Here is a 24410-nt window from a genome sequence, read left to right on the forward strand (position 1 = left end):
CATGGCCTTGCTAGAGATTGAAAATCTGACCGTCAGCTTCAAGACCTCCACCGGTCCGTTCAAGGCCGTGGATGGTGTGTCGCTCACCTGCGATGAAAGCGAAATTCTTTCAATCGTCGGTGAGTCCGGGTCCGGAAAATCCGTTTCCATGCTGGCGCTGATGGGCCTGCTGCCCTGGACCGCTACCGTCACCGCCGATCGCATGCAGTTCGACGGCCGCGAGATGCTGGCGCTAAGCGCCCGCCAGCGGCGCAAGATCATCGGAAGAGACATTTCGATGATATTCCAGGAGCCCATGTCGAGCCTTAACCCGTGCTTTACCGTCGGCTTCCAGATCGGCGAAATGCTGCGCCTGCATCTGGGCATGGACCGCGCCGCCCGCCGCGAGCGCACCATCGAATTGTTAAATCTGGTTGGCATTCCCGCACCCGAAGACCGGCTTTCCCAGTTTCCTCATCAGCTTTCGGGCGGCATGAGCCAGCGCGTCATGATCGCCATGGCGCTCTCATGCAATCCCAAACTGCTGATTGCCGATGAGCCCACCACCGCACTCGACGTCACCATTCAGGCACAGATCCTGGATCTTCTTGTCTCCCTTCAGCGCGACAAGGGCATGGGCCTTATTCTCATCACCCATGACATGGGCGTCGTTGCAGAGACTGCCGAACGGGTACAGGTGCAATATGCCGGCCAGAAGGTCGAGGAGCAGCCGGTCAAGGGCCTGTTTTCCGATCCCCATCATCCCTACACATCAGCGCTTCTTTCCGCTCTGCCCGAACGGGCATTGCGCCGCGGCCGCCTGCCCTCCATTCCCGGTGTCGTGCCGGGCCAGGACGACCGGCCTCCAGGCTGCCTGTTCGCGCCGCGCTGCAGCTATGCAACCGCGCAATGCGACAGGCAAGTGAAACGGCAGGGCGCCAAACTCGGTTTCGCCCTCTGCAACTATCCCCTTGTAAAGGGCAAACCGAAAAACCATCCCGGGCATGAGGAGGTTACGGCATGAGCAAGGTGGTTGCCGAAGCTGAAAACCTCAAACGGTATTACACCGTCAATCAGGGCATGTTCCGTGATCAGGCCACCGTAAAGGCACTCAACGGCGCCTCGTTCACGCTTGAAGCCGGCAAGACACTTGCCGTGGTCGGAGAATCCGGCTGCGGCAAGTCGACCCTTGCCCGGCTGATTACGATGATTGAGGAGCCTACTGACGGTAAGCTCATCATCGATGGCGAACCTGTCCGGCTGGGGGATGCGGAACTGCGCCGCAAAATCCAGATCGTGTTTCAAAATCCTTATGGCTCGCTCAACCCGCGCCAGAAGGTCGGAGCGATCCTGGAAGAGCCGCTCAAGATCAATACCAGCGACGATGCGGCCACCAGACGCCAAAAGGCATTTGCGATGATGGAACGCGTCGGACTGCGGCCCGAACACTATGAGCGTTATCCGCACATGTTTTCCGGCGGCCAGCGCCAGCGCATCGCCATCGCCCGCGCGCTGATGCTCAATCCGAAAATCCTCGTGCTCGACGAGCCGGTTTCCGCGCTCGATGTTTCCATTCAGGCGCAAGTCCTCAACATTCTGATGGATTTGCAGCAGGAGATGGGGCTTGCCTACATCTTCATCAGCCATGACCTTTCCGTCGTCCGCCACATCGCGGACGACATCATGGTCATGTATCTTGGCAAACCGGTCGAAACCGGTCCCGCCGAAACGGTCTTCGCCAATCCGCGCCATCCCTACACCGCCGCCCTGCTCTCGGCGACACCATCGGCCGATCCGGCCGGTGAAAAGCAGCGCATTAAGCTGGAAGGCGAATTGCCCTCTCCCCTAAATCCGCCTCCCGGCTGTCCGTTCAACCCGCGTTGCTGGCGTGTTCTGGATGAATGCCGCCAGGTGGAGCCCGAACTGGAAGGCAGCGGAGATCACAAGGTCGCCTGCTTCAACCAGATGGACGGCACCGATGGATAGCCGTGCCTGCTGAAAGGGCATCCCGGCGGCCATATGCGCTCTGCCGCTCCTGGATGTTTGTTCCAGGCGCCGATGAAGCGCTGCTTCACAAGGCAGCCCACTGTGGCGCGGATGTGCTCATCCAGGAGCTGGAGGACTTCACGCCACCTGAAAAGCGCAACACCGCCCGCACGCTTGCCAAAGATACCCTTGATGCCTGGCGGGCAGGCGGTGCCCTTGCCGCAGTGCGCATCAACCCCATGGCCACAGACGGTGCCTCTGACCTTGCCGCGGTCATGGACGGGGCACCCGACATTGTTGCCCTGCCCAAGGTGCGCCATGCCGCTCATGTCCTGGAACTGGACGAAGCCGTCACCTCTCATGAAACACGGCTCGGCCTGAAACCCGGCACGACCAAACTGCTTCCCAATGTGGAATCTGCGGAAGGACTGGTGAACACCCTTGCCATAGCCACGGCCAGCAAACGGGTCGTTGGATGCCTGCTGGCGTCGGAAGACCTTGCTGCCGATCTGGGCGCGGAAAGGCTGCCCGACGGCAGCGAACTCGACTACGCACGCCAGCGCTTTTTGATCGAATGCCGCGCTGCCAATGTTCTCGCCATCGACTGCCCCTTTACCTGGTCCGACAATGATGGGGTTACCGCAGATACGAGGCGGGCCCGCCGTTGGGGTTATCGTGCAAAGAGCGCTGTTTGCCTTGAGCATGCACCGTTGATCAACACCGTACTCACCCCCGGCGAGCGCGAAATCGTGGAGGCCAAACGCATTGTAGCTGCGTTCGAGACGGCAAGGGCTGAAGGCGGGGTGAACGTTGAACTGGATGGTTCCCTGCTGGAAGTCCCCACCTACACGGCAGCCCGTCGGCTGCTGGAGCGTGCCGAGGCATTTCGAGAGTTTGAATAAGACAGGGCGTGCCGGACTCAGAACAGTGCGTTCGGCAGCCAGGTTGAAACCGCCGGCAGCATCCAGACCAGCAGCATGCCCACCACCTGCAGCACGATGAACGGCGCGACCCCGGCATAGATGTGGCCTGTGGTGACTTCCTTCGGCGCAGCGCCACGCAGATAAAACAGTGAAAAGCCGAAGGGCGGCGTCAGAAAGCTTGTCTGCAGGTTGATTGCCAGCAAAATTCCGAGCCAAAGCGGATCGTGTCCCATCAGGATCAGTGTGGGCGCCACCAGTGGAAGCACAATTACCGATATCTCGACGAAATCGAGGAAAAAGCCGAGAATGAAGATGAACGCCATGGAAAACAGCAATGCACCGGTCGCACCGCCCGGCATCGACTGCAGGATTTCGGCAACCCGCTCTTCTCCGCCAAGGCCGATAAAAACCAGGGAGAACATCCCGGCAGCAAGAATGGTAGCGAAAATCATCGATGTCATGGTCAAGGTCGCATCGGCAACCCCGTGCAGCACACGCCTTTTCCACAGCACATACAGCGCCAGAAGGATCGCGATGGCCCCTGACAGCGTCAGCACGATGTAAAATCCGCCGGCAAGATAGGAGCCGATGCCAAGATCGCTGCGCTGAAGCCGGACCGGGAAAAAGCCGACACAGATGGCAAGCACCAATAGCGCGATGGTGCCGGTCAGGATAAGCCGGGGGCTGAAACCGGTGCGAATCCCCGCCATCAGGATTGCTCCCACCGCACCGACGGATGCTGCTTCCGTCGGTGTCGCAACACCCCCAAGAATTGCCCCCAGAACCGCCACGATAAGCAGAATGGGCGGCATCATGGCAGAAAGCACCTTGCTCAGTTCAGGCCGGCCTTCTTCAAGATCGGCCGGCGGCATGTCATCAGGCCGCACAATGCCCCGCCCCACGATGTATAGAAGATAAACCGCAACCAGAACGAGGCCGGGAATTAGCGCTGCGGCAAAAAACTGTCCGACCGAAAGCGCTTCGACGGCAAACTTGCCTTGCTCGTATTGTGCTTGCTGAAAGGCGTTCGACATCACATCTGCAAGAATGATCAGCAGCGTGGAAGGCGGAATGATCTGGCCCAGCGTGCCAGCGGTACATACGATGCCCGATGCGATCCGCGGGTTGTAGCCTGCTCTCAACATGGTGGGCAGGGCAATCAGTCCCATGGCGACAACCGTTGCCCCGACAATTCCGGTGGAGGCGGCAAGCAGCGTGCCCACCAGCACAACCGAAATTCCAAGCCCGCCGCGCAACTGGCCGAAAACGCGTGCTGCCGTATCGAGCAATTCCTCTGCAATCCGGCTTTTTTCAAGCACCGCCCCCATCAGAACGAAAAGGGGAATGGCGATCAGCACCTGATTGCTCAACAGCCCGAACACCCGCGGTCCCACCGCCCCGAGCAGGGAAATGTCCATAACCCCCAGCACCCACCCCAGATAGGCAAAGATCACCGCAACACCGGCAATGGAAAAGGCAACGGGAAAGCCCAGCAATATGGCGCCCATCAGGGAGGCGAACATGAGCAGATCGAGATACTGGCTCATGTTTCGTCCCGCACGAGCGTAAGGCGGATCAGCAGGGAAAGAGACTGCAACATCAACAGGATGCAGAAGGCCGGGATCAGCGTTTTCAAGAGAAATACGGCCTTGATGCCGCCAACCGAAATCGGGCCTTCAAGAATGCGCCATGAACTGGCGACCGATGGCCACGACCAGTAAAGCAGTACAAGCATGGAAGGAAACAGCAGAACGAGATGGCCAAACACATTGAGCCGGCGCTTCCCCTCTTCATCCCATGCGGCATAGAAAACATCAACCCGGACATGCTTGTCGACCAGCAGCGTGTAAGCAGCCCCCAGCATGAACAGGGTGGAATGCATGTAGAGCACGCTTTCCTGAGCGGCGATCGAGTTGAAGCCGAAAACGTACCGGCCGACAACAATGGCGAACTGCACAAGCACCATGGCAAGCGCGAGCCACCGCACAAGGCTGGCTGTCAGCCTGCTGACGGCATCCAACATGTCGGCCAGCTTGCCCATTCATTCCCCGCAGTGGCTATTTTGAAAGATGCCGGTGCGCAGCTTTCCACGCACCGGCAGGATGATCAATACCCCATGACGGATGCCCGGGCATTCATCTGCCCGTTATCGGCATAGGTCATGTAGCCACCCACGAGATCGCGATAGCTGACAAAGCTCTCGGCAATGCGCTTGACGAGTTCGTCATCATCCTGGCGCAGTTCGTCGATGACCTCCGCCGCCGCTTTGCCCATGGCTGCGATTACGTCGTCAGGCAGTTTCTTGACCTGAACGCCATGCTCGGCAACAAGCGCCTTCAGCGACTGGGCGTGCTTGGTCGTGTACTCCGTCCAGACGGGATTGTAGAGGCTTTCGCAGGCAAGAGAGACAGCCTGTTTGAGATCGTCCGGCAGATCGCCAAATGCCTCAGCATTGACGCCGCACTCTTCCGCCGAGGACGGTTCGCCGACACCAGGCCAGTAGTAGTTCTTGGCGACCTGATAAAAGCCGAGTGCCGAATCCGTCCACGGACCGATGAACTCGCCGGCATCCAGCGCACCGGTCTGGAGCGCCTGGAACATGTCCTTGCCGCCCATTGCCTGGGCCGCCATGCCAAGCTTGTTGGCCATCTCCGATGCAAGACCCGTGGTGCGGAATTTAAGTCCCTTAAGGTCCTCCACAGAATTGATCTCGGTGCGGAACCACCCGGCCATCTGTGGCCCGGAATTGCCGCAAAGGAACGGTTTGATGCCAAAGCGGCCATACATTTCATCATACAATGCCTGGCCGCCGCCATGCTGCAACCAGCCGAACTGCTCGTCGGCGCGTAGGCCAAAGGGCTGCGATCCGAACAGAAGAATGCCCTTGGATTTCGATCCCCAATAGGCAGGAACCGCATGGTAGAGTTCGGCGGTACCCTCGGACACCGCATCGAACACGCCGCGGCCAGGCACCAGTTCACCGGCAGCAAACAGCTTGACCTCGATACGCCCGCCTGAAAGCGCGGTGATACGGTCGGCCAGCATCTGCGCTGCCACGCCCGGTCCCGGCAGGTTTTTCGGCCACGCGGTGACCATTTTCCACTGCTTCACGTCCTGGGCAATAGCAGGCGTTGCAAGGGCAGTGCCGGCTACTGCCGCGCCGGCAACACTGCCGGTCAGAAACTGTCTTCTTTTCATCGTCTTTCCTCCTTGTGGGTTGGATGAGAGTTCAATCAAGTATCCCGGGCAGGTTGAGCCCGTGTTCCCGCGCACAGTCGAGCGCGATGTCATAGCCAGCATCGGCATGCCGCCACACACCGGAGGCCGGATCGTTCCACAGGACCCGTTCCAGCCGCCTGGCTGCCGCATCGGTGCCGTCAGCCACGATGACGACACCGGCATGCTGGGAAAATCCCATGCCGACACCCCCACCATGATGGAGCGATACCCAGGTAGCGCCGGACGCCGTGTTGACCAGCGCATTGAGCAGGGGCCAGTCGCTGACGGCATCCGAACCGTCCTTCATGGACTCTGTCTCGCGGTTGGGCGAGGCAACCGAGCCTGAATCCAGATGGTCGCGGCCGATAACGATGGGTGCTTTCAGTTCGCCCGAAGCCACCATCTCGTTGAAGGCAAGACCGGCCTTGTGACGCTCGCCCAGCCCGATCCAGCAGATGCGCGCGGGAAGCCCCTGGAAGGCAATGCGGTCGCGTGCCATGTCGAGCCAGTTGTGAAGATGGGCATTGTCGGGAAACAGTTCCTTCATCTTGGCGTCGGTCTTGTAGATATCCTCCGGATCCCCCGACAACGCACACCAGCGGAACGGGCCGATACCGCGGCAGAACAGCGGCCGGATATAGGCCGGCACAAAGCCGGGAAAGGCGAAGGCGTTTTCAAGCCCTTCTTCCTTGGCGACCTGGCGGATGTTGTTGCCGTAATCGAGGGTGGGAACACCTGCATTCCAGAAGTCGACCATTGCCGCCACATGCTTCTTCATGCTTTCGCGGGCAGCCTTTTCAACCGACTTGGGATCGCTTTCCTGCTTTTCGCGCCACTCGGCCACGCTCCAGCCTTCCGGCAGATAGCCATGCAGTGGATCATGGGCACTGGTCTGGTCGGTAACGATATCAGGCCGGATACCACCCGCCTTCATGCGCTCGACCAGCTCGGGGAATATCTCCGCCGCATTGCCGAGCAGGCCAACCGACTTCGCCTCGCCTGCCTTGGTCCATTTTTCGATCATGCCCAGGGCCTCATCGAGCGTCTTGGCTTTCTCGTCGACATATTTTGTCCGCAGGCGGAAATCGATGCGGCTCTCGTCGCATTCGACCGCAAGACAGCATGCACCGGCGAAGACCGCCGCAAGCGGCTGGGCTCCGCCCATCCCGCCAAGGCCGCCGGTCAAAATCCACTTGCCGGTAAGATCGCCTTCATAGTGCTGACGGCCTGCCTCGGCGAAAGTTTCATAGGTGCCCTGCACGATGCCCTGGGTGCCGATATAAATCCACGAGCCGGCCGTCATCTGGCCATACATGGCCAGCCCCTTGCGGTCGAGTTCATTGAAATGCTCCCATGTTGCCCAATGAGGAACCAGATTGGAGTTGGCGATCAGCACCCGCGGCGCATCGGCATGGGTGCGCACCACCGCTATCGGTTTGCCGGACTGCACCACCAGGGTCTCGTCTTCGTCAAGGGATTTCAGGCTGTCGACGATCCGGTCGAAATCGTTCCATGTGCGCGCCGCGCGCCCGATGCCGCCATAGACCACCAGTTCGTGGGGGTTCTCCGCCACATCGGGATGCAGATTGTTCATCAGCATGCGCATCGGCGCTTCGGTAAGCCAGCTCTTGGCGGTGATCTCCGTTCCGGTCGGCGGGTAGATGTCGCGCGTGTTGTGCCTTGCATTACTGATTGATTTGTTCATTGGTTCGCTCCGGTGTTTTCGCTCAGCGTCGGCGCCAGGCCAGCGAGTTTTTCAAGAATGGCAGCCAGGTGAACGCGCAGCCTTTTGGCCTTTTCCTCGTCATAGTCGAACGGCACGGCTTCCGTGGCCAAATGGGTCTTTTGCACAAGCTCCATCTGAATGGCGTGGATGCCCTGTTCGGGCCTGCCGTAATGTCGGGTGGTCCAACCACCCTTGAAACGTCCGTTGACGATGCTCGTATATCCACTTGCAGCACCGCAGATTTCCGTCACTGCGTGCTCAATCTGTGGTGCACAGGTTATTCCCCCATTCGTGCCGATGTTGAAATCAGGCAGAACGCCCTCAAACAGAAAAGGAATGACCGAACGGATGGAATGGCAATCATAGAGGATCGCCGCCCCATTGAGATGGCGTACACGCTCAAGTTCACCTGCCAGCGCCGCGTGATACGGCTCATGCCAGGCTTTCCGGCGCGCCTCGATTTCTTCCTCTTCGGGCTCATTCATCCAAAGCGGTTCGCCATCGAAGTTGGTCAGCGGCACCAGCCCGGTTGTATTCTGGCCCGGATAAAGGCTGACTCCCGACGGATCCCGGTTTGCATCGATGACGTAGCGGTGAAAGTTTGCCCGCACGATGGTCACGTTGTCGAGCAGTCCTGCATAAAGGCGATCGACATGCCAGTCGGTATCGCCAAGCGTTTGGCCAAGTGGCGTCAACCGGTTGAAAATGTCCTCAGGCACATGGGTTCCGCAATGGGGCATTCCGAGAACAAGCGGGCCGCTGCCCTGTATGACATCAACCGGCTTCACGATGTTTCTCCGCTGAGCAGGCTCGACACCTTTCCGGCAGAGGCCAGTGCCCCGTTTGAAACGAGTTCAGCAACGCGCTGTATGTCGTCAGCCATGAACCGGTCAGCACCAACAGCAGGCACGGCTTTCCGCAAGGTATTGACGACATTTTGCAGGATCAAACTTGTCTTCAGCGGCGCCCTGAACTCGATCCCCTGTGCAGCACACATGGCCTCGACGGCCAGAATGACGCTGAGATTGCGGTTCATCCGCTCAAGACGCCGTGCGCCATGCGCTGCCATGGAGACATGGTCTTCCTGATTGGCGGAGGTCGGGGTTGAATCCGTCGAACAGGGATTGGCCAGATGCTTGTTCTCGCTCATCAGCGCGGCAGTGGTTACCTCGGCGATCATGAAACCCGAATTAAGCCCAGGCTCCGGGGTGAGAAACGGCGGCAGATCGTGGGAAAGGGTGGGATCGACCATCAGCGCTACCCGGCGCTGGGCAATGGCACCGGTCTCGGCAATGGCTAGGGCGATCTGGTCAGCGGCAAAGGCCACCGGTTCGGCGTGGAAATTGCCGCCGGAAACAATCAACTTCTCCTCGACCAGCACCAGGGGATTGTCGGAAACCGCATTGGCCTCGGTTTCAAGCGTTTGGCCGGCAAAACGGAGCAGATCGAGTGCGGCACCCGTCACCTGCGGCTGACACCGGATGCAGTAGGGATCCTGCACCCTTGTATCGCCCTCACGGTGGCTTTCGCGAATTTCAGAACCCTCCATGACCGTCCGCATGGCATGGCCCACATCGATCTGGCCTTTGTGGCCGCGCAAGGCGTGAATGCCCTCACGCAACGGAGCCGTCGATCCCATGATCGCATCGGTCGAAAGACAGGAGGAAACAATAGCCGCCTTCACATTGCCCATGGCGTTGAAATAACCTGCCAGCGCACATGCGGTGGAAAACTGGGTGCCGTTGATCAGTCCCAGCCCTTCCTTCGGCCCGAGAGTGACAGGCGATAGTCCCGCTTTCTTGAGCGCTTCTGCAGAAGGCAGCCTTGCTCCTTCAAACCAGGCATCGCCTTCTCCAATGAGCGTTGCTGCCATATGGGCGAGCGGCGCCAGGTCGCCGGAAGCACCGACCGAACCCTGGGAGGGAACGACCGGCATCACGTTTTTATCAAGCAATGCTTCCAGCAATTGAACGGTCTGCCAGCGGATGCCCGACGCCCCCCTGCCGATGGAAAGCAGTTTCAAAGCCAGCATCAGCCGCGTCGTATCGACGTCCAGCGGTTCGCCGACACCGCAGCAGTGCGAGAGCACCAGATTGCGCTGCAATTGTTCGGTATCTTCCGGTTTGATGCGCACGCTTGCCAGCTTGCCGAAACCGGTATTGACCCCGTAAATGGCTTCTCCGCCATTGGCAGCTTCCTGTACCAGCGCTGCCGCGGCTTCGACCGCAGGCCGCGCACCCTTGTCAAGGCGCACAGCGCTTCCTTCGCGCCAAATGGTCTCCAACTGGGCAAGGCTGGCTTCGCCCGGGATAAGAACGACGGTCATAACCGGCCTCCAAAAACACGCTTCCAAAGTGGATTGAATCCGATCCGGTAGGAAAGCTCCGCAGGATGATGCACGTCCCAAATGGCCAGATCGGCGCGCATGCCTGCCGCAAGGGTTCCCGCATCTGCAAGACCAAGCGCTTTCGCCGCATGTTTGGTGGCTCCCGCCAAGGCCTCCTGCGGCGTCATGCGAAACAGGGTGCAGGCCATGTTCATCGTCAGCAACAGGGAGGCAAGGGGGATGAACCCGGATTACAGTCCGTCGCCACCGCCATCGCAACGCCATTTGCACGGAATGCTTCTATTGGCGGCAATTGCGATTCCCGCAATGTGTAGAAGGCACCGGGAAGCATGACAGCAACCATGCCCGCTTCGGCCATGGCGGCCGCATCGCTTTCGTCCGCATATTCCAGATGGTCGGCCGATAGCCCACCAAACCGCGCCGCCAGCTTTGCCCCGCCAAGATTGGAAAGTTGCTCGGCATGCAGCTTGACCGGAAGGCCCAGTGCGGCAGCCTTTTCAAAAACCCGCTCAATCTGCTGTGGATCAAACGCGATCCCCTCGCAAAACCCGTCCACCGCATCCACCAGGCCTTTGGCGTGCGCTTCCGCCAGCGCCGGCAGGCAGATTTCATCGATATAACCGTCTGGGTTGTTCTTGTATTCGGCAGGCACCGCATGGGCGCCAAGAAAGCTGGTTTTTACGCGGAGCGGACGTTCGCGCTCGATCGCCCGGGCCACCCGCAACATTTTCAACTCGGTTTCGATGTCCAGACCGTAGCCTGACTTGATCTCCAGCGTACACACACCTTCGGCTATCAGCACATCGGTGCGGCGCAGCGCATCTTCAAGCAGCGCATCTTCGCTTGCTTGGCGGGTAGCTGAAACGGTGGATACGATGCCACCACCTGCCCGCGCGATTTCCTCGTAGCTGGCGCCTTCAAGGCGCAGTTCAAACTCCTTGGCGCGGTTGCCGCCATGCACGATGTGGGTGTGACAGTCGATCAGACCCGGCGTGACCAGCCGGCCCTCCAGATCGGTCACGGGAAGGTCGCGGTATTCGTCGGGCAATACATCGCCGTGACCAGCCCAGGCGATGTACTCGCCATCCATCACAACGGCGCCGTCTTCGATCAGCCCATAGGCTGAACCATCCTCCAGCGTCGCCAGAACCCCATTGCTGAGCAGCATCATTTGTCTGCCTGCCCTCTTGTTATGTGCATTGTATTTTTTTATAAGTATATACATAATATCCTGTCAAGGGACGATGCGCATGACGAGAATTTGGGCAGAGCAGGCTTTGCTGCAGGATGGCTGGCGCAAAGGTGTGTTGGTCGAAATCGGTGCCGGCGGAACGATAAAATCACTGGCCACAGACAGGCCCAAACCGGACGATGCTTACAGCACCGGCATATTGCTGCCGGCCCCTGCCAATGCACACAGCCACGCCTTTCAGCGGGCCATGGCCGGGCTGACCGAAATGCGCGGTCCGGACGCCCGCGATTCCTTCTGGACCTGGCGGCAACTCATGTACCGCTTCCTCGAAAGGCTCACACCTGACCACGTCGAGACAATCGCGGCACTGGTGCAGATGGAAATGCTGGAAGCCGGCTACGCCACCAATGTCGAATTTCACTATCTGCATCATCAGCCGGACGGCATGCCCTATGATAATCTGGCGGAGATGGCAGAGCGCATTGGCGCTGCTGCAGAACAGACCGGTATCGGCCTGACGCTGCTGCCGGTTCATTATCAATATGGCGGTTGCGACCAGCGCCCGCTGGGCAGCGGGCAAATCCGGTTCGGCAACGATATGAACCGTTTTGAAAACCTTCATGCAGCTACCAAAGAGATCCTGCGCAACTTGCCTGCCGACAGCGCCATCGGCACAGCGCCCCACAGCCTGAGGGCAATCGCTGCGGAAGATTTCGCCCGTCACATGCAATTGCGCGGCAACGGTCCGCTGCACATGCATCTTGCTGAACAGAAGGCGGAAGTGGCGGAGGTCGAGGCCGCGCACGGGCTGCGTCCGGTTGAATGGGTTCTGCGCCATGGCGCGCCCGATGAAAGATGCTGCTTCATCCATTGCACCCGGATGAAACCCGATGAGACTGCAGGACTTGCCCGTTCCGGCGCGGTTGCCGGCCTGTGCCCGATTACCGAATCGAGCCTCGGCGACGGCGTCTTCGACGGCGTTCGCTGGTTTGAAAACGCCGGCAGCATCGCCATCGGCTCTGATTCGAACATTCGCATCTCGCTCAGCGAGGAATTGCGCACCCTCGAATACTCCCAGCGGCTGCGCGACCACTCCCGCGCCGCTCTGGCAACACCGGAAAAATCCACCGGCCGGCATCTTCTGGAAGCGATGAATACCGGTGGAGCAACGGCAGCCGGCCGCAATTGCGGAGCAATCGCCAAGGGCATGCTTGCCGATCTTTTTGCCCTCGACGCCAAATCGATCCACCTTGCCGGACGCCAGGGGGATGCAATCCTGGACAGCTTCATCTTCGCCGGTGACGATCGCATGATCAGCGATGTGTGGTCCGCAGGGCGGCACATGGTTCAGGCCGGGCAGCACGTTAACCGCGGCGCGATCGTCCGCCGCTATCTTCACACCATGGAGGAGATCGGAGGGGCGATTTGACGGCGGCAGAGTTCAACACCTGGCAATCCGTTCAAAAAGAGGTCTTGCGGCGCATCAATGCCCGCGAGTGGAAGCCCGGCGAACTCATTCCCAATGAAGAAGAACTCTCCCGTGAATTCGGTTGTGCCCGGGCGACGGTCAATCGCGCCCTGCGGGGGCTTGCCGAATCCGGCCTGCTTGACCGCAGGCGCAAGGCGGGAACGCGCGTTGCGCTGCATCCGGTAAGAAAGGCGACACTGGATATCTCCATCATCCGCCACGAGGTCGAAGGCAGGGGCCAGATATACCGCTATTCCCTGTTGTCGAAACAGTTGCGGGAAGCGCCGGCCGATATCGTGGCCAAAATGCAGCTTTCCGGGAAAGACAGGCTGTTGCACGTGCAGGGATTGCATCTGGCCAACGCCCGCCCGCACATATTCGAGGATCGCTGGATAAACCCGAAGGTGGTCCAGGAGGCCTCAAAGACGGATTTCACTCAAATCAGCCCGAATGAGTGGCTGGTTCTGAATGTGCCGTTTCACGGCGGAGACATCGCTTTTTCAGCCGTCGAAGCAAGCCGCCAGGAGGCCGAAATTCTTGGCTGTGGCAAGGGCGATGCCCTGTTTATCATCGAGCGCAACACATGGAATGAGCAAGGCATCATCACAACGGTGCGCCTTTCCTGCGCACCGGGCTATCGCCTCCACACCGGTCTTTAGATTGACTGCTAACGGTACGCTTACGCGGCCCGCCAAGGCGCACCGTGAGAAGCGAGGCCAGTTATAAGACGAAGAACGCTGCAATCATCAGGACGACAAACGCCAGTGTGCCGCCGATCAGGCCGCCCCCGCCGAAAAAGCCGAACATCATGGCGAGCAAAAGCGCCACGCAGGCCACAACGGTCCACCGGGAAAGCCACAAAAACAGATCGTAAGTCTTCTCGTGTTCGGAGTAATCCATGGCCGATACCGGCTCGGACCGTTTCACCGAAGTCTTGCGTTTGCTGGTGGTCTTCTTCGCAACTTTTGCCATTTTGCTCCCCGAACCCCTGTTGTCAGGTGCATGCTTGATTACAAGCACTCAATTCCGGAGTTTGAAGTACACAAAGCCTGCGGAAATCGCAATATGTAATGCTGTCCGGGCTGCAATGATGGTGCTCTCCCGGCAAAGCAGGGCACCAGTGTCAACCTGCTGAGGTTCCACATCTAGCTGGTTTTGCGCAGGCTGAAGGTCCGGCCAGCCTGGTCGGTGCAATTGAGAACATCAACAGACGGGCGCTGGCAGGTCGCAGTATTCTGTTGACGGCTGAGATTGCCTGTCCAGTTAAGGCGCACTTCATTGACGGAAAGAACAATATAGCTGCCCGTGGAAAGGGTTTCCCCGGTATCGTTTGCCGTTGAGACAAAGCTGCCGTCCCGAAACTCGGCGGTAAACACAGAATCAGATGAGATCCACTGCCCGGCAAGACCGCCGCCTCCGGCCAGCGGATTGGCCTTCTTGCCTGGCGTATCGCAACCGGCAATCGCAATTGCGGCCACAAGCACCGCAAACACTCCTGCAGGCCGCACCAGTCCGGCTGCCGGCAGGTCTTTCCTCAAACGGCTTGAAAAACGCATCACACTCTCCCCGTTACGCTTTCTGGATATAGGGTCAGAAACCCAGACACCGGATAGCTTAACTTGCCGCTTCCAACGTCTCAAGCTCATCGATCAGCCCGGTGATCATCGACAAGCCGCGGTCCCAGAAGCCGGGATCGCCGGCATCAAGACCAAACGGCTTGAGCAATTCGCTGTGGTGCCTCGTTCCGCCAGCCTTGAGCATGTCGAAATATCGCCGCTGAAAGCCTTCCTCGGAATTCTCGTATACTGCGTAAAGCGAGTTCACCAGACAATCGCCAAACGCATAGGCGTAAACATAAAAGGGTGAATGCACGAAATGCGGAATGTAGCTCCAGTAGTGCCGGTAACCCTCATCAAAGGTGAACACGGGTCCCAGGCTCTCATATTGCACTTCAAGCCACATCTCGCCCAGTTGTTCGCTGGTTATTTCACCGCCGGCACGCGCCGTGTGAACCTTCCGCTCAAACAGGTAAAACGCGATTTGCCGCACCACCGTATTGATCATGTCCTCAATCTTGCGCGCCAGCATGACTTTGCGTTCGGCCGGGTTTTTGGCACGGGCGAGCAGCGCACGGAAGGTCAGCATCTCACCGAACACGCTGGCCGTTTCGGCAAGGGTCAGGGGAGTCTGCGCCATGAGCAGGCCCTGATCTGCGGCCAGCACCTGATGCACGCCATGGCCCAGTTCATGGGCAAGCGTCATGACATCGCGCGGCTTGCCGAGATAGTTCAGCATCACATAGGGATGAACGGAAGGCACCGTTGGATGGGCAAAGGCACCGGGCGACTTGCCCGGCCGCACCGGCGCATCGATCCAGCCCCTGTCAAAAAACCGGCCGGCAATCTCGGCCATTTCAGGCGAAAAGCCGTGATAGGCATCAAGCACGATCTTGCGTGCAGAATCCCAGTCATAGACCGCTTCAGCAACCGCTGGCAGGGGTGCATTCCGGTCCCAGTGCTGAAGCTGGCCGACCCCAAGCCATCTCGCCTTCATGCCATAATAACGGTGCGAAATCGCGGGGAAGGAACGCTCCACCGCGCTAACCAGCGCATCGACCACTTCCGGTTCGATCCGGTTTGCCAGATGGCGCGAGTGCGCAACATCTGAAAAACCACGCCAGCGATCGGAGATTTCCTTGTCCTTCGCCAGCGTGTTGGTGATCAGGGTGAAAATTCTGCTGTTGTCAGCCAGCACACGGCCAATTTCTTTCGCTGCCGCCTCCCGCTTTGCACGATCGGCATGTTGCAGCAGGTTGAAAGCCGGTTCAGAGGTCAGTGGCTCACCGTCAATCTGAAAACGCAGCGAAGCCATTGTCTCGTCAAAAAGACGGTTCCACGCATTGCGGCCGGTAACCGCCTTCTCGTGAAACAGCTCCTCTACCCTGTCCTCGAGCTGATACGGCTTGTCCTTGCGCAGATCATCGATCCACGGGCGATAATGGGCCAGCGTTTCATCTGCCTTGATGGCGGCTTGCAGAATATCATCACCAATCCGGTTAAACTCCAGCGTAAAGAAAAGAAGCGGCGTACTGGCGTCGGTAATCTGCTCCTGGGCATCGCCATAGAATTTCGCCTTTTTCGGATTGGTCGTCTCACCGGTATAGACAAGCGCAGCATAGGACATGATGCGGCCCATGCGCTCCTCAATCGCTTCATACTCGCCAATTGCAGCACCCAGTTTTTCCGGTGCTTCCCGGGCCAGGCGCTCAAGCTGGCCCGCATGGGCTCTTTGAAATGCCTCCGCGTCGGATTTCACCCGGGCCATGTCCTCGGCAAAGGCAGGGCTGTCCATTGCCGGATAAAGGTCTTCAAGCTGCCATTCGGGCAGGTCGCCAAGCCCGTTTTCGGCTGCGCCCCCTTGTGCATCCGGTGCGCTAACGCGAACGGCACCAGGCGAATGTAGAATACTGAAAGAGGTCGTGTTCATGGCTCTGCCTTAACTGCCGCCAGCAATGCGCTCAAGCAAAAACGCATGCTGTAAAAAATTGAACAGACCTGGTGAGACTAGATTAACCACTGTGTTTAATGGGGAATTTAGGCAGCTCTGGTACCAACGTCCATAAATGAGACAGATGTCCATTCTTCGGTAGTAAACCTGCCGCAAGTACGGGCCTTGCAAACGGAGCCTGCCAATGGCCGACAAGATCCTGATCGTTGATGACGAACCCGTGCAGCGCCGTCTGCTGGAATCTGCCCTGGCAAAGGGCGGTCACGCGGTAATCGCGGCGGAGTCGGGAGAACAGGCGCTTGAACTGTTTGACAATGAGCCTGACGCGTTTGCCGCCATTGTGCTGGACCTTGTCATGCCCGGGCTTGGCGGCATGGAGGTTATGGAAAGACTGGCCGACCGCGGCAGCCGGACCCCGATCATCGTGCAAACCGCACAGGGTGGTATCGATGTGGTCGTTCAGGCGATGCGCAAAGGCGCATTCGATTTTGCCGTCAAACCGTTCGCCCCTGAAAAACTGCAAAAAACGGTGGAAGCGGCCATCCGCTACAAGGGCCTAACCAAATCTGCCGAAACCGCCCGTAAAAAGCCTTCCGGATCCTTCACCTTCAAAGACATCATCACCCGCAGCGAAGCCATGCAACCGGTTCTTGGCATTGCCAAAAAAGCCGCAGGATCGAACATTCCGGTCCTCATTGAAGGCGAATCGGGTACCGGCAAGGAACTCATCGCACGGGCCATGCATGGCAGTTCGGACCGGGCTTCGGGCAAACTGGTGACCGTCAACTGCGGCGCTCTGCCGGAAAACCTGGTCGAAAGCCTGCTTTTCGGACACGAAAAGGGAGCCTTTACCGGCGCCACGGAAAAACACATCGGCAAATTTGAGGAAGCCAATGGAGGCACGCTCTTTCTCGACGAGATCGGCGAACTGCCCCTCGACCTTCAGGTAAAACTGCTGCGTGCCATCCAGGAGGGCGAAATCGATCCCATCGGCGCAAAAAGACCGGTGAAAGTGGATGTCAGACTGATTTCAGCCACCAACCGGAACCTGTTTGAGGAAGTCTCGGAAGGCAAGTTCCGGGAAGACCTTTACTACCGCCTCTCCGTGCTGCCGATAACCCTGCCGCCGCTTCGCGAGCGCCTTGAGGATATCGAGCCGCTGGTCTTTCATTTCATCAAGAAGATCGCCCGGGAACAGAACCGGCAGAACGTCGCTTCCGTTGATCCCGGGGTTTTTGCAGCGATGACAGCCCATGACTGGCCCGGCAACATCCGGGAGCTGGAAAACGCGATCTTCCGCGCCATCATCTTGTGCGACACGGAAACACTTTCCCTGGCCGAGTTTCCCCAGATTCGCACCCAGATGCCCGACTTCAAACTGCCGGCGGCATCGGCAGCCGAACAAGACGGCGCCGCAGCAGCCTTGCCGCAGTTTGATGCATCCCACACACCGGCAATACAAACACCTGGCGATCATGCCACCGCTGCAGCCCCGGATACGGCAGTACCTGCGGCAGTTACCGGACCGGCAGCTGCCGGAAATTACGGCATGGCATCGCTTATCGGGCCGGATGGCGAATGCAGATCACTGGCCGACCTGGAAGCCGATGCCATCCATTTTGCCATCGAAATCTACAATGGCCGCATGTCGGAAGTGGCACGGCGGCTTGGCATTGGCCGCTCGACGCTTTACCGCAAGCTGAAAGAGCTGGGCATCAGCGACGAAGCCGCCTGAGAACGGTCTTAACGGACTGCTAACCATTGGCGGCCTTGCCGCCACCCTGCCTTATTTTGTCACAACTTGTTGTATAATTTTCCGTTTCGGACGGGGCAGCACATGCGACATTATGAGTTGTTAACCATCTTTGTTTAGATAGACGTAGGGCTTAAACAGTCCTCACGGTAAACGAATTTGACAGGGCTTTCGGTGGGGTCGTCATCCTCAAATCTTGATCAGGATATCTTGCGCCGCTTCCGGCGAAAAACGGTATCGTTGGCTCAGGCCACCAAAGCCGCATTGGCCGCTTTGCTGATATTGCTTGCCCTGCCCTCGCTTGCCGCCGCGCAAACCAAGGCGCTCAAACTGTATTATCTGCATACCGGTGAGAAAGCCGAAATCGTTTTCAAGCGCAACGGCAGGTTCGACAAGGCCGGACTGAAGAAGATCAACTGGTTCCTGCGCGACTGGCGGCGCAACGAACCGACCAAGATGGACCCCAATCTTCTTGACCTGATCTGGGAAGTCTACCGCAAGACGGGCTCCAGAAAGCACATTCACGTCATCTCCGGTTACCGTGCACCCGCTTCCAACGAATTGTTGCGCAAACGCGGACGGGGCGTTGCCAAGAACAGTCAGCATACCAGAGGCCGGGCGCTGGATTTCTTCATTCCCGGCGTAAAGCTCTCCAAGCTTCGCGAAATCGGCCTGAAAATGCAGGTTGGCGGCGTGGGTTATTACCCCAAATCCGGCTCCCCCTTCGTCCACATGGATACCGGCAATGTACGCCACTGGCCGCGCATGAGCCGCTCACAGCTTGCCCGCGTCTTCCCTGATGGCAAGACCATGCATGTGCCCTCCGATGGCAAACCGCTTGCCCGCTACAAGCAGGCTGTCGCCGAATACAAGCGCCGCGCAGCCAAGGGCAAGCTGGTCCCCCAATCAAAGCCCACGGTCAAGGAGCTTAACTTCTTCCAGCGCCTTGCCAGGGCAACACGCGAAGATGAGGCCGATGACAAGGACGTGGCAGCACCGGCACCGCGTCCGGTGACGACCACCAAGCCCGCCGCGCAGCCTCAACCACCCGCACCGGCGCCAACCGAGCCCGAACAGCCGCAATTTGCTGCACTGCCATCTGCCATTCCGGTTCCGGTTGTCGCCCCCCGCCAGAGTGCGATTTCAACCGGCACGCCGGTCGTAGCGCAAACCCCGTTGCCACAAGCTGAACAGACACCGCTTGAAGAACCGGCCGAAGCTGAAACGCCATCTCCCGAGCAGGAAGCGGAGACAGCAACCGTCTTTGCCGAAGCAGGCGCTCCGGTTCCCGAAAAACGGCCTGAGGTCAATCCTGTCATAGCCATGACGGCTGCAATCCCCAAGCATCTCCATCAGTCGCAACGGCTGAACTGGCCATGTTGCCGCCTGCCGAATCTCCGGCGGCAGAACAAAGTGCCCAGCCGCTTTCACCAGCTGAAATTGAGGCGCTGCGCAAAGTCGTGCGTCCGCAAACCACCCAGTCCCCGGCGCTTTCTGCAATAAACGACAGACCTGTACCGGCCACTTCCGTCGGAAATACGCCGGAACCGGCGGAACCTGTAGCACCGCCAGCGCCTGCCATTGTTGAGCGGCAGCCGCTTCCCGAGGCCGATCCGCAGCCTGTGGTGCTGGCGCAGAGCGAACCCGTTGAAACCCCTCAGGCAGCAGAACCGCCAGTGCAAGAAACACAGCCGGAAACCATCGAACTGGCGGCGCTGCCGATCGAACCCGGCGTCGAGAGCACCGGTGCGGTCGCCATTCCCGGGCGCAATCCTGCAGTCTCTGACGCTGCTGAAAGCAACGCTCAGCCGGAAGGTGCCGCTGAAGAAGGAATTCTGGCGGCTGCCCTGCCGGTTCCCGAGCCGGCACCACGCCCGCGAGCCGCAGAACCGGCCGCCGAAGCCAACGATGCTGTCATGATGACCGCAGCACTGGATGCAGGCAAAGCCGAAGAAGCGCCTGAAGTGGCGCCCTCGCCTGACCTGCAGCAGAGACCTGTTTCCCTCGACAGCCTGTCCGCACCACAAGAAAACTCAAACGTAATCGGCAAATGGGCGCTTTCGGCAACCACCACGATCAATGACCTGGCTGACGTTCAGGCGCCCGCCTATGGCCGTAACCTGATCCGTCAGGTTCCCAACGCCGTGATTGTTCAGCAGTTCAATCTTCAGGCATTCGGCCCCGGCCAGAACCGCTTCAACGGCAAGGCCGTCAAGGCGATGAAGTTCGCCCGCCTGCAGTAAACACCGATTATTCCGCCGCTTCTTCCCCGGCCCTTTCAAAGTCGGGAATCATGCCCAGCGCGCCCATATACAGGTCGCGGATGGCTTCCTGTTCCTGGCGTTCGGTGCTGTCCTTCTTTCTAAGTCCGATGACCTGGCGAAGGACCTTGGTGTCAAACCCGTTGCCCTTTGCCTCGGCGTAGACATCGCGAATGTCGTCGGCGATGGCCTTCTTTTCTTCTTCCAGACGCTCGATTCGCTCGACGATCGTGCGCAATTGTTCCTTGGCAACCATGTTGTCGGCCATGACATTTCTCCAAATGAATTAGATTTCGCATCCGCCAAAATTTGCAGCGGCGGCTGGCGTTTGCCTGTCTGTCAGCTCAGTGCCCGGGATGGGACTTTTTGAACTTTTCTTTCTGCTCTTGGGTAGCTTCGCTCTGGTGACGCGCCTTCCACTCCTCGTAAGGCATTCCGTAAATCAGTTCACGCGCGGATGATTTGTCGATTTCAACACCATTGTCCGCTGCAGCCTCCTGATACCAGTTTGAAAGGCAGTTGCGGCAGAAGCCGGCCAGATTCATCAGATCGATGTTCTGCACATCGGTCCGTTCGCGAAGATGGTCCCTCAGCCGGCGGAAAGCCGCGGCCTCCAGTTCAACTCTGGTTTTCTCGTCCATGTCAGTTTCCGTCGCTTGGTTGGGTTTTGCACCTATCGGCCGGTCCGGCTGCCATGATGCAGCATCACATGGTTATGGGGAAGAGCGCTAACCTTTTCAATGATCGGCGACAGGGTATCCACCCATCTCATGGCATCCTTTTCCTCTCTTACAAGATCCTGCCGGATTTCGATCAAAGCATGGGACAGCCCCCGTGAAGTGCAATGCCGGTGCATGGTGTCACCGGCAAGCGCACCGTCATAAGGCTCGTTTTCGCCTACCGTGATGTCTGGCAGCGCTCTGAATGCCGTCAGCAGCGGGCCGGCCAGTCTGGGATCGCTGTCCCACAGCACCGAGAGGTGCCAGGGCCGCGCCAGACCGTTCCAGCGGTCGGTCATGGAATGAATCGCAATAACCGCGGGGATGATATCCTGAGCAAGAAAGTCATCGATCATGCCGCTGACCTGCTCGTGATAAGGGCGATAAAAGGCATCCCGCCGCCTTTTGCGCTCTCCGTCAGAAAGCGGATAATTGCCGGGGATGATCGTGCCGTCATAAATCTGGCGGATCAGCGTCGGGTCGTCTTCACCGCGGTTGGGATCGATCAGAAGCCTTGAATAGGTCGCAAGAACGCCGGGCACCCCCAGCTTTGCCGCCAGTCCCCGCATCACCGTTTCCGCACCGATATCATAGGCGATGTGGCGCTCAAGCTCACAGGCCGGCAGGCCCAAAGTCCCGTACGGCTGGGGTATCGTATTGCGTGCATGGTCGCAAAGGAGTATCAGCCCTTTGGAATACTCCCCCGGGACAACTTCATACGGTACGAATTCCTGCGGCATCAGGTGATTTCCGTCATGGTGTTTCGGGATGAAACACGTGCGGTAGGGAGGCTGAAATTCCACAGCTGCCCGCCAATTTCAAGCCGCAGCGGCAGGAACTACCCGATGTCTGGCGAAAAAGTGCTGCACAAACAACCTGAACTGTCCTTTGCGCTCGCCTTCGCGCTGCTTGTAATGGGCGCGATCGCCATGGGCGTTTCACCGGTTTTCGTACGGTTCAGCGAAGTCGGCCCGTTTTCAAGTGCTTTCTGGCGCGTCTTTTTGAGCCTGCCAGTTCTTTTTGCCTGGGCCTGTTTCGAAGCACGCCGTGCCGGACGGCAGCTGACATGGGATATGGACAGGGCAATCCTGCTGACCGGGCTGTTTTTCGCCGGAGACCTGATTTTCTGGCATCTGGCCATCCACAAGACAACCATGGCAAACGCCACCTTGATGGCAACGCTTGCCCCGGTGTGGGTCGCGCTGTTTTCGGGCACTTTCATTGGCGAGCCGGTCCCTCGCCGGACCTGGCTGGGCCTTGCCCTTTGCCTGATGGGGGCTGCCCTGTTGATCGGCTCCAGCTATCAACTTGCACCCGAACGCATTGTCGGCGATCTTTACGGGGTTATCACATCCCTGTTTTTCGGTCTGTATTTTCTTGCCGTTCGCGTGGCAAGGAGAAACCACAAGAGTGGGGAAGTCACCCTACTTTCCACCATCGTCACCACGGTGATTCTTTTTGGAACTGCCATCATTTCCGGCCAGAAAATGCTGCCCGACACCGCCCAGGGGGTTGCTTCGCTCATTGCACTTGGAACATTCAGCCATGCCGGCGGTCAGGGCCTGCTCGCCATTGCGCTGGGTTCGCTCTCTGCAGCGTTTTCCTCTCTGGTGATTTTCGTGGAGGCGCTGGCCGCCGCCTTCTTCGGCTGGGCTGTCTTTGGCGAAACACTCTCACCCATGCAGTTTGCAGGTGCCGCCATGATCCTTACCGGCATCTGGGTTGCGCGGCCAAAGACCTGATCGTGTTGGCGCCATCTTGCGGCCAAGAGTTGGCGCTAGGTCACGGCGTGTACACGCCAGCCGTTGACTTGGCGTGAAAGCTTGGCGAAAAGCGGAGAGACGGATGGATTTGGTGGGGCCGCAAGCGCGGAAATTGACTTGAAAACCGGACCATTGGCAATAGCGGGCGTTTTGCTGGCCTGCGTCTATTTCGCATCGGGCAGCACTGCCCGGGCGGATTTTCGCGTCTGCAACGATACCAAAAGCCTTGTCGGAGTAGCCCTTGGGTACTCGGAAAAAGGCCGCTGGCTCACCGAGGGGTGGTGGCAGGTGCCGGGCGAAACCTGTGCCTCCATTCTGGAGGGGGAATTGGACTCCCGCTACTACTACATCTATGCCGAGGATGCCGATCGTGGCGGCCAGTGGCGGGGCGATATCTTCATGTGCACCGCCAATCAGGAATTCAGGATTGAAGGGGTCGAGGAGTGCTTCGAACGAGGCTATCAGAAGACAGGCTTCTTCGAGATCGACACCGACAACCGTGATTCCTGGATGGTGCGGCTGGCCGAATCCGGCCAGTCCAGCAGCACGCCGCAGTAAACGGCACACCGCAATCTATTCGCTTTTCATTCGTGCCTTGGCCGCAGCACTCACCCGCTCGATTTCGCTGATAACGGCCTGTGGATTGCTCCAGGCCGGTGCATGCCCCTCTCCGGGAAGCCAGACAAGCCTTGCACCCTTGATGTCGCGCTCAAGCCCCTTGGAGTGAACTTCCGCCAGCACGACATCATCGCTGTTCCCGGTGATGATCGAAACCGGTACATTTATTTCCCCATATCGCCGGGAGAGCGAGGAAACCGCATCGTAAAGGCTTGTTACATCCATCGCATTGTTGCGGAAGGTCTTGGGCCGCAGCACCAGCCTCGTGCCGGATCTTTCTTCATAGGCTTTTGGTATTTTTTGAGGCGCGAAGACCCCGGCAACGCCATCGTGATAACGAAGGTGCCCGCCCGGCACGGCCAGAAGTTCGGAAAAAAGCCAGCCGATCACCGGCATTCGCGTCAGTTGATAGTACCAGGCAACCCCGCCCCCCGGCCAGGGATGGGTAGCGGGCGCGACAAAGACAATGCCTGCAAGCTGACCGGGATGGTTTACGGCAAATGCCGCGGCAACGGCCCCGCCAAAGGAGTGTCCGACCACAATCGCCTTCTCAACACCGATGGAAGACAACAAACCGGAGAGAATTCGCGCCTGTCCGCCGGGAAGATGAATATCACGCGCATTGCCTCGGCTGGAATGACCGTGTCCTGGCCTGTCGAGAAAAATCAGCCGGCCGCGGCCCTTCAACCGTTCAAGGATGATGCCCTCCTGGTCGCGCAGATTGCCGCTGGCGCCATGGATGAAGACCACCGGCAGAAAATCAGGATTCTCGCCCGCCGGATAGTCGGTGTAGTGCAGGCGAACCCCTTCAACTTCGGCAAACCTGCCTTTGGGGGGATATTGGACCGCCACCTGCCGGGCAAGATACTGGCTGGTCCCGTAGAGGACCACGATTGCGGCAACGAACAAAAGCAGCAGCAGTTTCATCGCAACCAGGCTTCAAGATAGG

23 protein-coding genes and 1 pseudogene are annotated in these 24410 nt (G+C 58.8%); 10 read left to right on the forward strand and 14 right to left on the reverse strand.

The genetic code is table 11. The features are described 5' to 3' along the window. The first annotated feature begins 1 nt into the window (after window position 1). Genes BVL55_RS13500 through BVL55_RS13510 form a run of 3 tightly spaced genes read left to right on the forward strand, consistent with a single transcriptional unit; the run spans window position 2 to window position 2867 of the window. The gene (locus BVL55_RS13500) at window positions 2-1003 is read left to right on the forward strand and encodes an ABC transporter ATP-binding protein (RefSeq protein ID WP_075997341.1); all 1002 of its coding nucleotides are present in this window, start codon (window positions 2-4) and stop codon (window positions 1001-1003) included. After that, window positions 1000-1965, forward strand: coding sequence for a peptide ABC transporter ATP-binding protein (locus BVL55_RS13505; protein WP_075997342.1), 966 nt, complete (start codon window positions 1000-1002; stop codon window positions 1963-1965). The genes BVL55_RS13500 and BVL55_RS13505 overlap by 4 nt, the downstream gene beginning before the upstream one ends. Before the next feature lie 2 nt (window positions 1966-1967). After that, window positions 1968-2867, forward strand: a complete 900-nt coding sequence (locus BVL55_RS13510; protein WP_244530516.1) for an HpcH/HpaI aldolase/citrate lyase family protein — start codon at window positions 1968-1970, stop codon at window positions 2865-2867. 17 nt (window positions 2868-2884) lie between these two features. Here BVL55_RS13510 and BVL55_RS13515 read toward each other — a convergent pair whose 3' ends face one another. The 7 genes and pseudogenes from BVL55_RS13515 to hutI form a co-directional block, all read right to left on the reverse strand. Then, the gene (locus BVL55_RS13515) at window positions 2885-4435 is read right to left on the reverse strand and encodes a TRAP transporter large permease (RefSeq protein WP_075997344.1); all 1551 of its coding nucleotides are present in this window, start codon (window positions 4433-4435) and stop codon (window positions 2885-2887) included. Next, complete coding sequence (locus BVL55_RS13520; RefSeq protein WP_075997345.1) at window positions 4432-4929, reverse strand: TRAP transporter small permease subunit; 498 nt, start codon at window positions 4927-4929, stop codon at window positions 4432-4434. The genes BVL55_RS13515 and BVL55_RS13520 overlap by 4 nt, the downstream gene beginning before the upstream one ends. Window positions 4930-4994: 65 nt before the next feature. Next, window positions 4995-6086 (reverse strand): TRAP transporter substrate-binding protein, encoded by a 1092-nt coding sequence (locus tag BVL55_RS13525; RefSeq protein ID WP_075997346.1) that lies wholly within the window; start codon window positions 6084-6086, stop codon window positions 4995-4997. Between the two features lie 31 nt (window positions 6087-6117). Next, window positions 6118-7800, reverse strand: a complete 1683-nt coding sequence (gene hutU / locus BVL55_RS13530; RefSeq protein ID WP_075998165.1) for a urocanate hydratase — start codon at window positions 7798-7800, stop codon at window positions 6118-6120. 8 nt (window positions 7801-7808) lie between these two features. Then, window positions 7809-8621 (reverse strand): N-formylglutamate deformylase, encoded by an 813-nt coding sequence (gene hutG / locus BVL55_RS13535; RefSeq protein WP_075997347.1) that lies wholly within the window; start codon window positions 8619-8621, stop codon window positions 7809-7811. Further along, window positions 8618-10159, reverse strand: a complete 1542-nt coding sequence (gene hutH, locus BVL55_RS13540) for a histidine ammonia-lyase (RefSeq protein WP_075997348.1) — start codon at window positions 10157-10159, stop codon at window positions 8618-8620. The genes hutG and hutH overlap by 4 nt, the downstream gene beginning before the upstream one ends. Further along, a pseudogene (gene hutI, locus BVL55_RS13545) lies at window positions 10156-11348 on the reverse strand (imidazolonepropionase). The gene hutH and the pseudogene hutI overlap by 4 nt, the downstream one beginning before the upstream one ends. An 82-nt stretch (window positions 11349-11430) precedes the next feature. Here hutI and BVL55_RS13550 point away from each other — a divergent pair. Together BVL55_RS13550 and hutC are read left to right on the forward strand one after the other, a co-directional pair. Further along, window positions 11431-12801: a formimidoylglutamate deiminase gene (locus BVL55_RS13550; RefSeq protein ID WP_075998166.1), complete on the forward strand. Its 1371-nt coding sequence runs from the start codon at window positions 11431-11433 to the stop codon at window positions 12799-12801. Further along, window positions 12798-13499 (forward strand): histidine utilization transcriptional repressor HutC, encoded by a 702-nt coding sequence (gene hutC / locus BVL55_RS13555; protein WP_075997349.1) that lies wholly within the window; start codon window positions 12798-12800, stop codon window positions 13497-13499. Before BVL55_RS13550 ends, hutC begins: the two co-directional genes overlap by 4 nt. 61 nt (window positions 13500-13560) lie before the next feature. Here the strand turns inward: hutC and BVL55_RS13560 are convergent, their stop codons facing one another. The 3 genes from BVL55_RS13560 to BVL55_RS13570 all read right to left on the reverse strand — a co-directional run bounded on the left by BVL55_RS13560 (window position 13561) and on the right by BVL55_RS13570 (window position 16326). Continuing rightward, window positions 13561-13812, reverse strand: coding sequence for an aa3-type cytochrome c oxidase subunit IV (locus tag BVL55_RS13560; RefSeq protein ID WP_075997350.1), 252 nt, complete (start codon window positions 13810-13812; stop codon window positions 13561-13563). 173 nt (window positions 13813-13985) lie between these two features. Beyond that, complete coding sequence (locus BVL55_RS13565; RefSeq protein ID WP_075997351.1) at window positions 13986-14396, reverse strand: Omp10 family outer membrane lipoprotein; 411 nt, start codon at window positions 14394-14396, stop codon at window positions 13986-13988. Window positions 14397-14454: 58 nt separating this feature from the next. Continuing rightward, the gene (locus tag BVL55_RS13570) at window positions 14455-16326 is read right to left on the reverse strand and encodes a M3 family oligoendopeptidase (RefSeq protein WP_075997352.1); all 1872 of its coding nucleotides are present in this window, start codon (window positions 16324-16326) and stop codon (window positions 14455-14457) included. Window positions 16327-16531: 205 nt separating this feature from the next. Here BVL55_RS13570 and BVL55_RS13575 point away from each other — a divergent pair, with 205 nt between their 5' ends. From BVL55_RS13575 to BVL55_RS13585, 3 genes are all read left to right on the forward strand, one after another. Beyond that, the gene (locus BVL55_RS13575; RefSeq protein ID WP_075997353.1) at window positions 16532-18082 is read left to right on the forward strand and encodes a sigma-54-dependent transcriptional regulator; all 1551 of its coding nucleotides are present in this window, start codon (window positions 16532-16534) and stop codon (window positions 18080-18082) included. 258 nt (window positions 18083-18340) lie between these two features. After that, the gene (locus BVL55_RS13580) at window positions 18341-19603 is read left to right on the forward strand and encodes a peptidoglycan L,D-endopeptidase MepK (RefSeq protein ID WP_075997354.1); all 1263 of its coding nucleotides are present in this window, start codon (window positions 18341-18343) and stop codon (window positions 19601-19603) included. Between the two features lie 173 nt (window positions 19604-19776). After that, window positions 19777-20343: a hypothetical protein gene (locus tag BVL55_RS13585; RefSeq protein ID WP_156892555.1), complete on the forward strand. Its 567-nt coding sequence runs from the start codon at window positions 19777-19779 to the stop codon at window positions 20341-20343. Between the two features lie 7 nt (window positions 20344-20350). On the opposite strand, the gene BVL55_RS13590 is transcribed toward BVL55_RS13585, so the two are convergent. The 3 genes from BVL55_RS13590 to BVL55_RS13600 form a co-directional block, all read right to left on the reverse strand. Further along, the gene (locus tag BVL55_RS13590) at window positions 20351-20629 is read right to left on the reverse strand and encodes a DUF2312 domain-containing protein (RefSeq protein WP_075997356.1); all 279 of its coding nucleotides are present in this window, start codon (window positions 20627-20629) and stop codon (window positions 20351-20353) included. Between the two features lie 76 nt (window positions 20630-20705). After that, window positions 20706-21002, reverse strand: coding sequence for a DUF1244 domain-containing protein (locus BVL55_RS13595; protein WP_075997357.1), 297 nt, complete (start codon window positions 21000-21002; stop codon window positions 20706-20708). A gap of 32 nt (window positions 21003-21034) precedes the next feature. Then, the gene (locus BVL55_RS13600; protein ID WP_075997358.1) at window positions 21035-21820 is read right to left on the reverse strand and encodes an N-formylglutamate amidohydrolase; all 786 of its coding nucleotides are present in this window, start codon (window positions 21818-21820) and stop codon (window positions 21035-21037) included. 105 nt (window positions 21821-21925) lie between these two features. On the opposite strand from BVL55_RS13600, the gene BVL55_RS13605 reads away from it, so the two are divergent. After that, on the forward strand, window positions 21926-22822 hold the full coding sequence (locus tag BVL55_RS13605) for a DMT family transporter (protein WP_075997359.1): 897 nt from the start codon (window positions 21926-21928) through the stop codon (window positions 22820-22822). A 138-nt stretch (window positions 22823-22960) separates the two neighbouring features. Further along, entirely contained in the window at window positions 22961-23401 is a 441-nt protein-coding gene (locus tag BVL55_RS13610; RefSeq protein WP_428977262.1) for a DUF1036 domain-containing protein, read from the forward strand. Window positions 23402-23416: 15 nt separating this feature from the next. On the opposite strand, the gene BVL55_RS13615 is transcribed toward BVL55_RS13610, so the two are convergent. Then, window positions 23417-24388, reverse strand: a complete 972-nt coding sequence (locus tag BVL55_RS13615) for an alpha/beta fold hydrolase (protein ID WP_075997360.1) — start codon at window positions 24386-24388, stop codon at window positions 23417-23419. Window positions 24389-24410: the final 22 nt, after the last annotated feature.

Origin of the sequence: Salaquimonas pukyongi (genome assembly GCF_001953055.1) — a bacterium.
GTDB classification, from domain to species: Bacteria; Pseudomonadota; Alphaproteobacteria; order Rhizobiales; family Rhizobiaceae; genus Salaquimonas; species Salaquimonas pukyongi.

Coding starts and splice junctions, on each gene's coding strand:
- BVL55_RS13500 (WP_075997341.1), top strand. CDS start 2: ATGGCCTTGCTAGAGATTGAAAATCTGACCGTCAGCTTCAAGACCTCC.
- BVL55_RS13505 (WP_075997342.1), top strand. CDS start 1,000: ATGAGCAAGGTGGTTGCCGAAGCTGAAAACCTCAAACGGTATTACACC.
- BVL55_RS13515 (WP_075997344.1), bottom strand. CDS start 4,435: ATGAGCCAGTATCTCGATCTGCTCATGTTCGCCTCCCTGATGGGCGCC.
- BVL55_RS13520 (WP_075997345.1), bottom strand. CDS start 4,929: ATGGGCAAGCTGGCCGACATGTTGGATGCCGTCAGCAGGCTGACAGCC.
- BVL55_RS13525 (WP_075997346.1), bottom strand. CDS start 6,086: ATGAAAAGAAGACAGTTTCTGACCGGCAGTGTTGCCGGCGCGGCAGTA.
- hutH (WP_075997348.1), bottom strand. CDS start 10,159: ATGACCGTCGTTCTTATCCCGGGCGAAGCCAGCCTTGCCCAGTTGGAG.
- BVL55_RS13550 (WP_075998166.1), top strand. CDS start 11,431: ATGACGAGAATTTGGGCAGAGCAGGCTTTGCTGCAGGATGGCTGGCGC.
- BVL55_RS13560 (WP_075997350.1), bottom strand. CDS start 13,812: ATGGCAAAAGTTGCGAAGAAGACCACCAGCAAACGCAAGACTTCGGTG.
- BVL55_RS13565 (WP_075997351.1), bottom strand. CDS start 14,396: ATGCGTTTTTCAAGCCGTTTGAGGAAAGACCTGCCGGCAGCCGGACTG.
- BVL55_RS13570 (WP_075997352.1), bottom strand. CDS start 16,326: ATGAACACGACCTCTTTCAGTATTCTACATTCGCCTGGTGCCGTTCGC.
- BVL55_RS13575 (WP_075997353.1), top strand. CDS start 16,532: ATGGCCGACAAGATCCTGATCGTTGATGACGAACCCGTGCAGCGCCGT.
- BVL55_RS13590 (WP_075997356.1), bottom strand. CDS start 20,629: ATGGCCGACAACATGGTTGCCAAGGAACAATTGCGCACGATCGTCGAG.
- BVL55_RS13595 (WP_075997357.1), bottom strand. CDS start 21,002: ATGGACGAGAAAACCAGAGTTGAACTGGAGGCCGCGGCTTTCCGCCGG.
- BVL55_RS13600 (WP_075997358.1), bottom strand. CDS start 21,820: ATGCCGCAGGAATTCGTACCGTATGAAGTTGTCCCGGGGGAGTATTCC.
- BVL55_RS13605 (WP_075997359.1), top strand. CDS start 21,926: ATGTCTGGCGAAAAAGTGCTGCACAAACAACCTGAACTGTCCTTTGCG.
- BVL55_RS13615 (WP_075997360.1), bottom strand. CDS start 24,388: ATGAAACTGCTGCTGCTTTTGTTCGTTGCCGCAATCGTGGTCCTCTAC.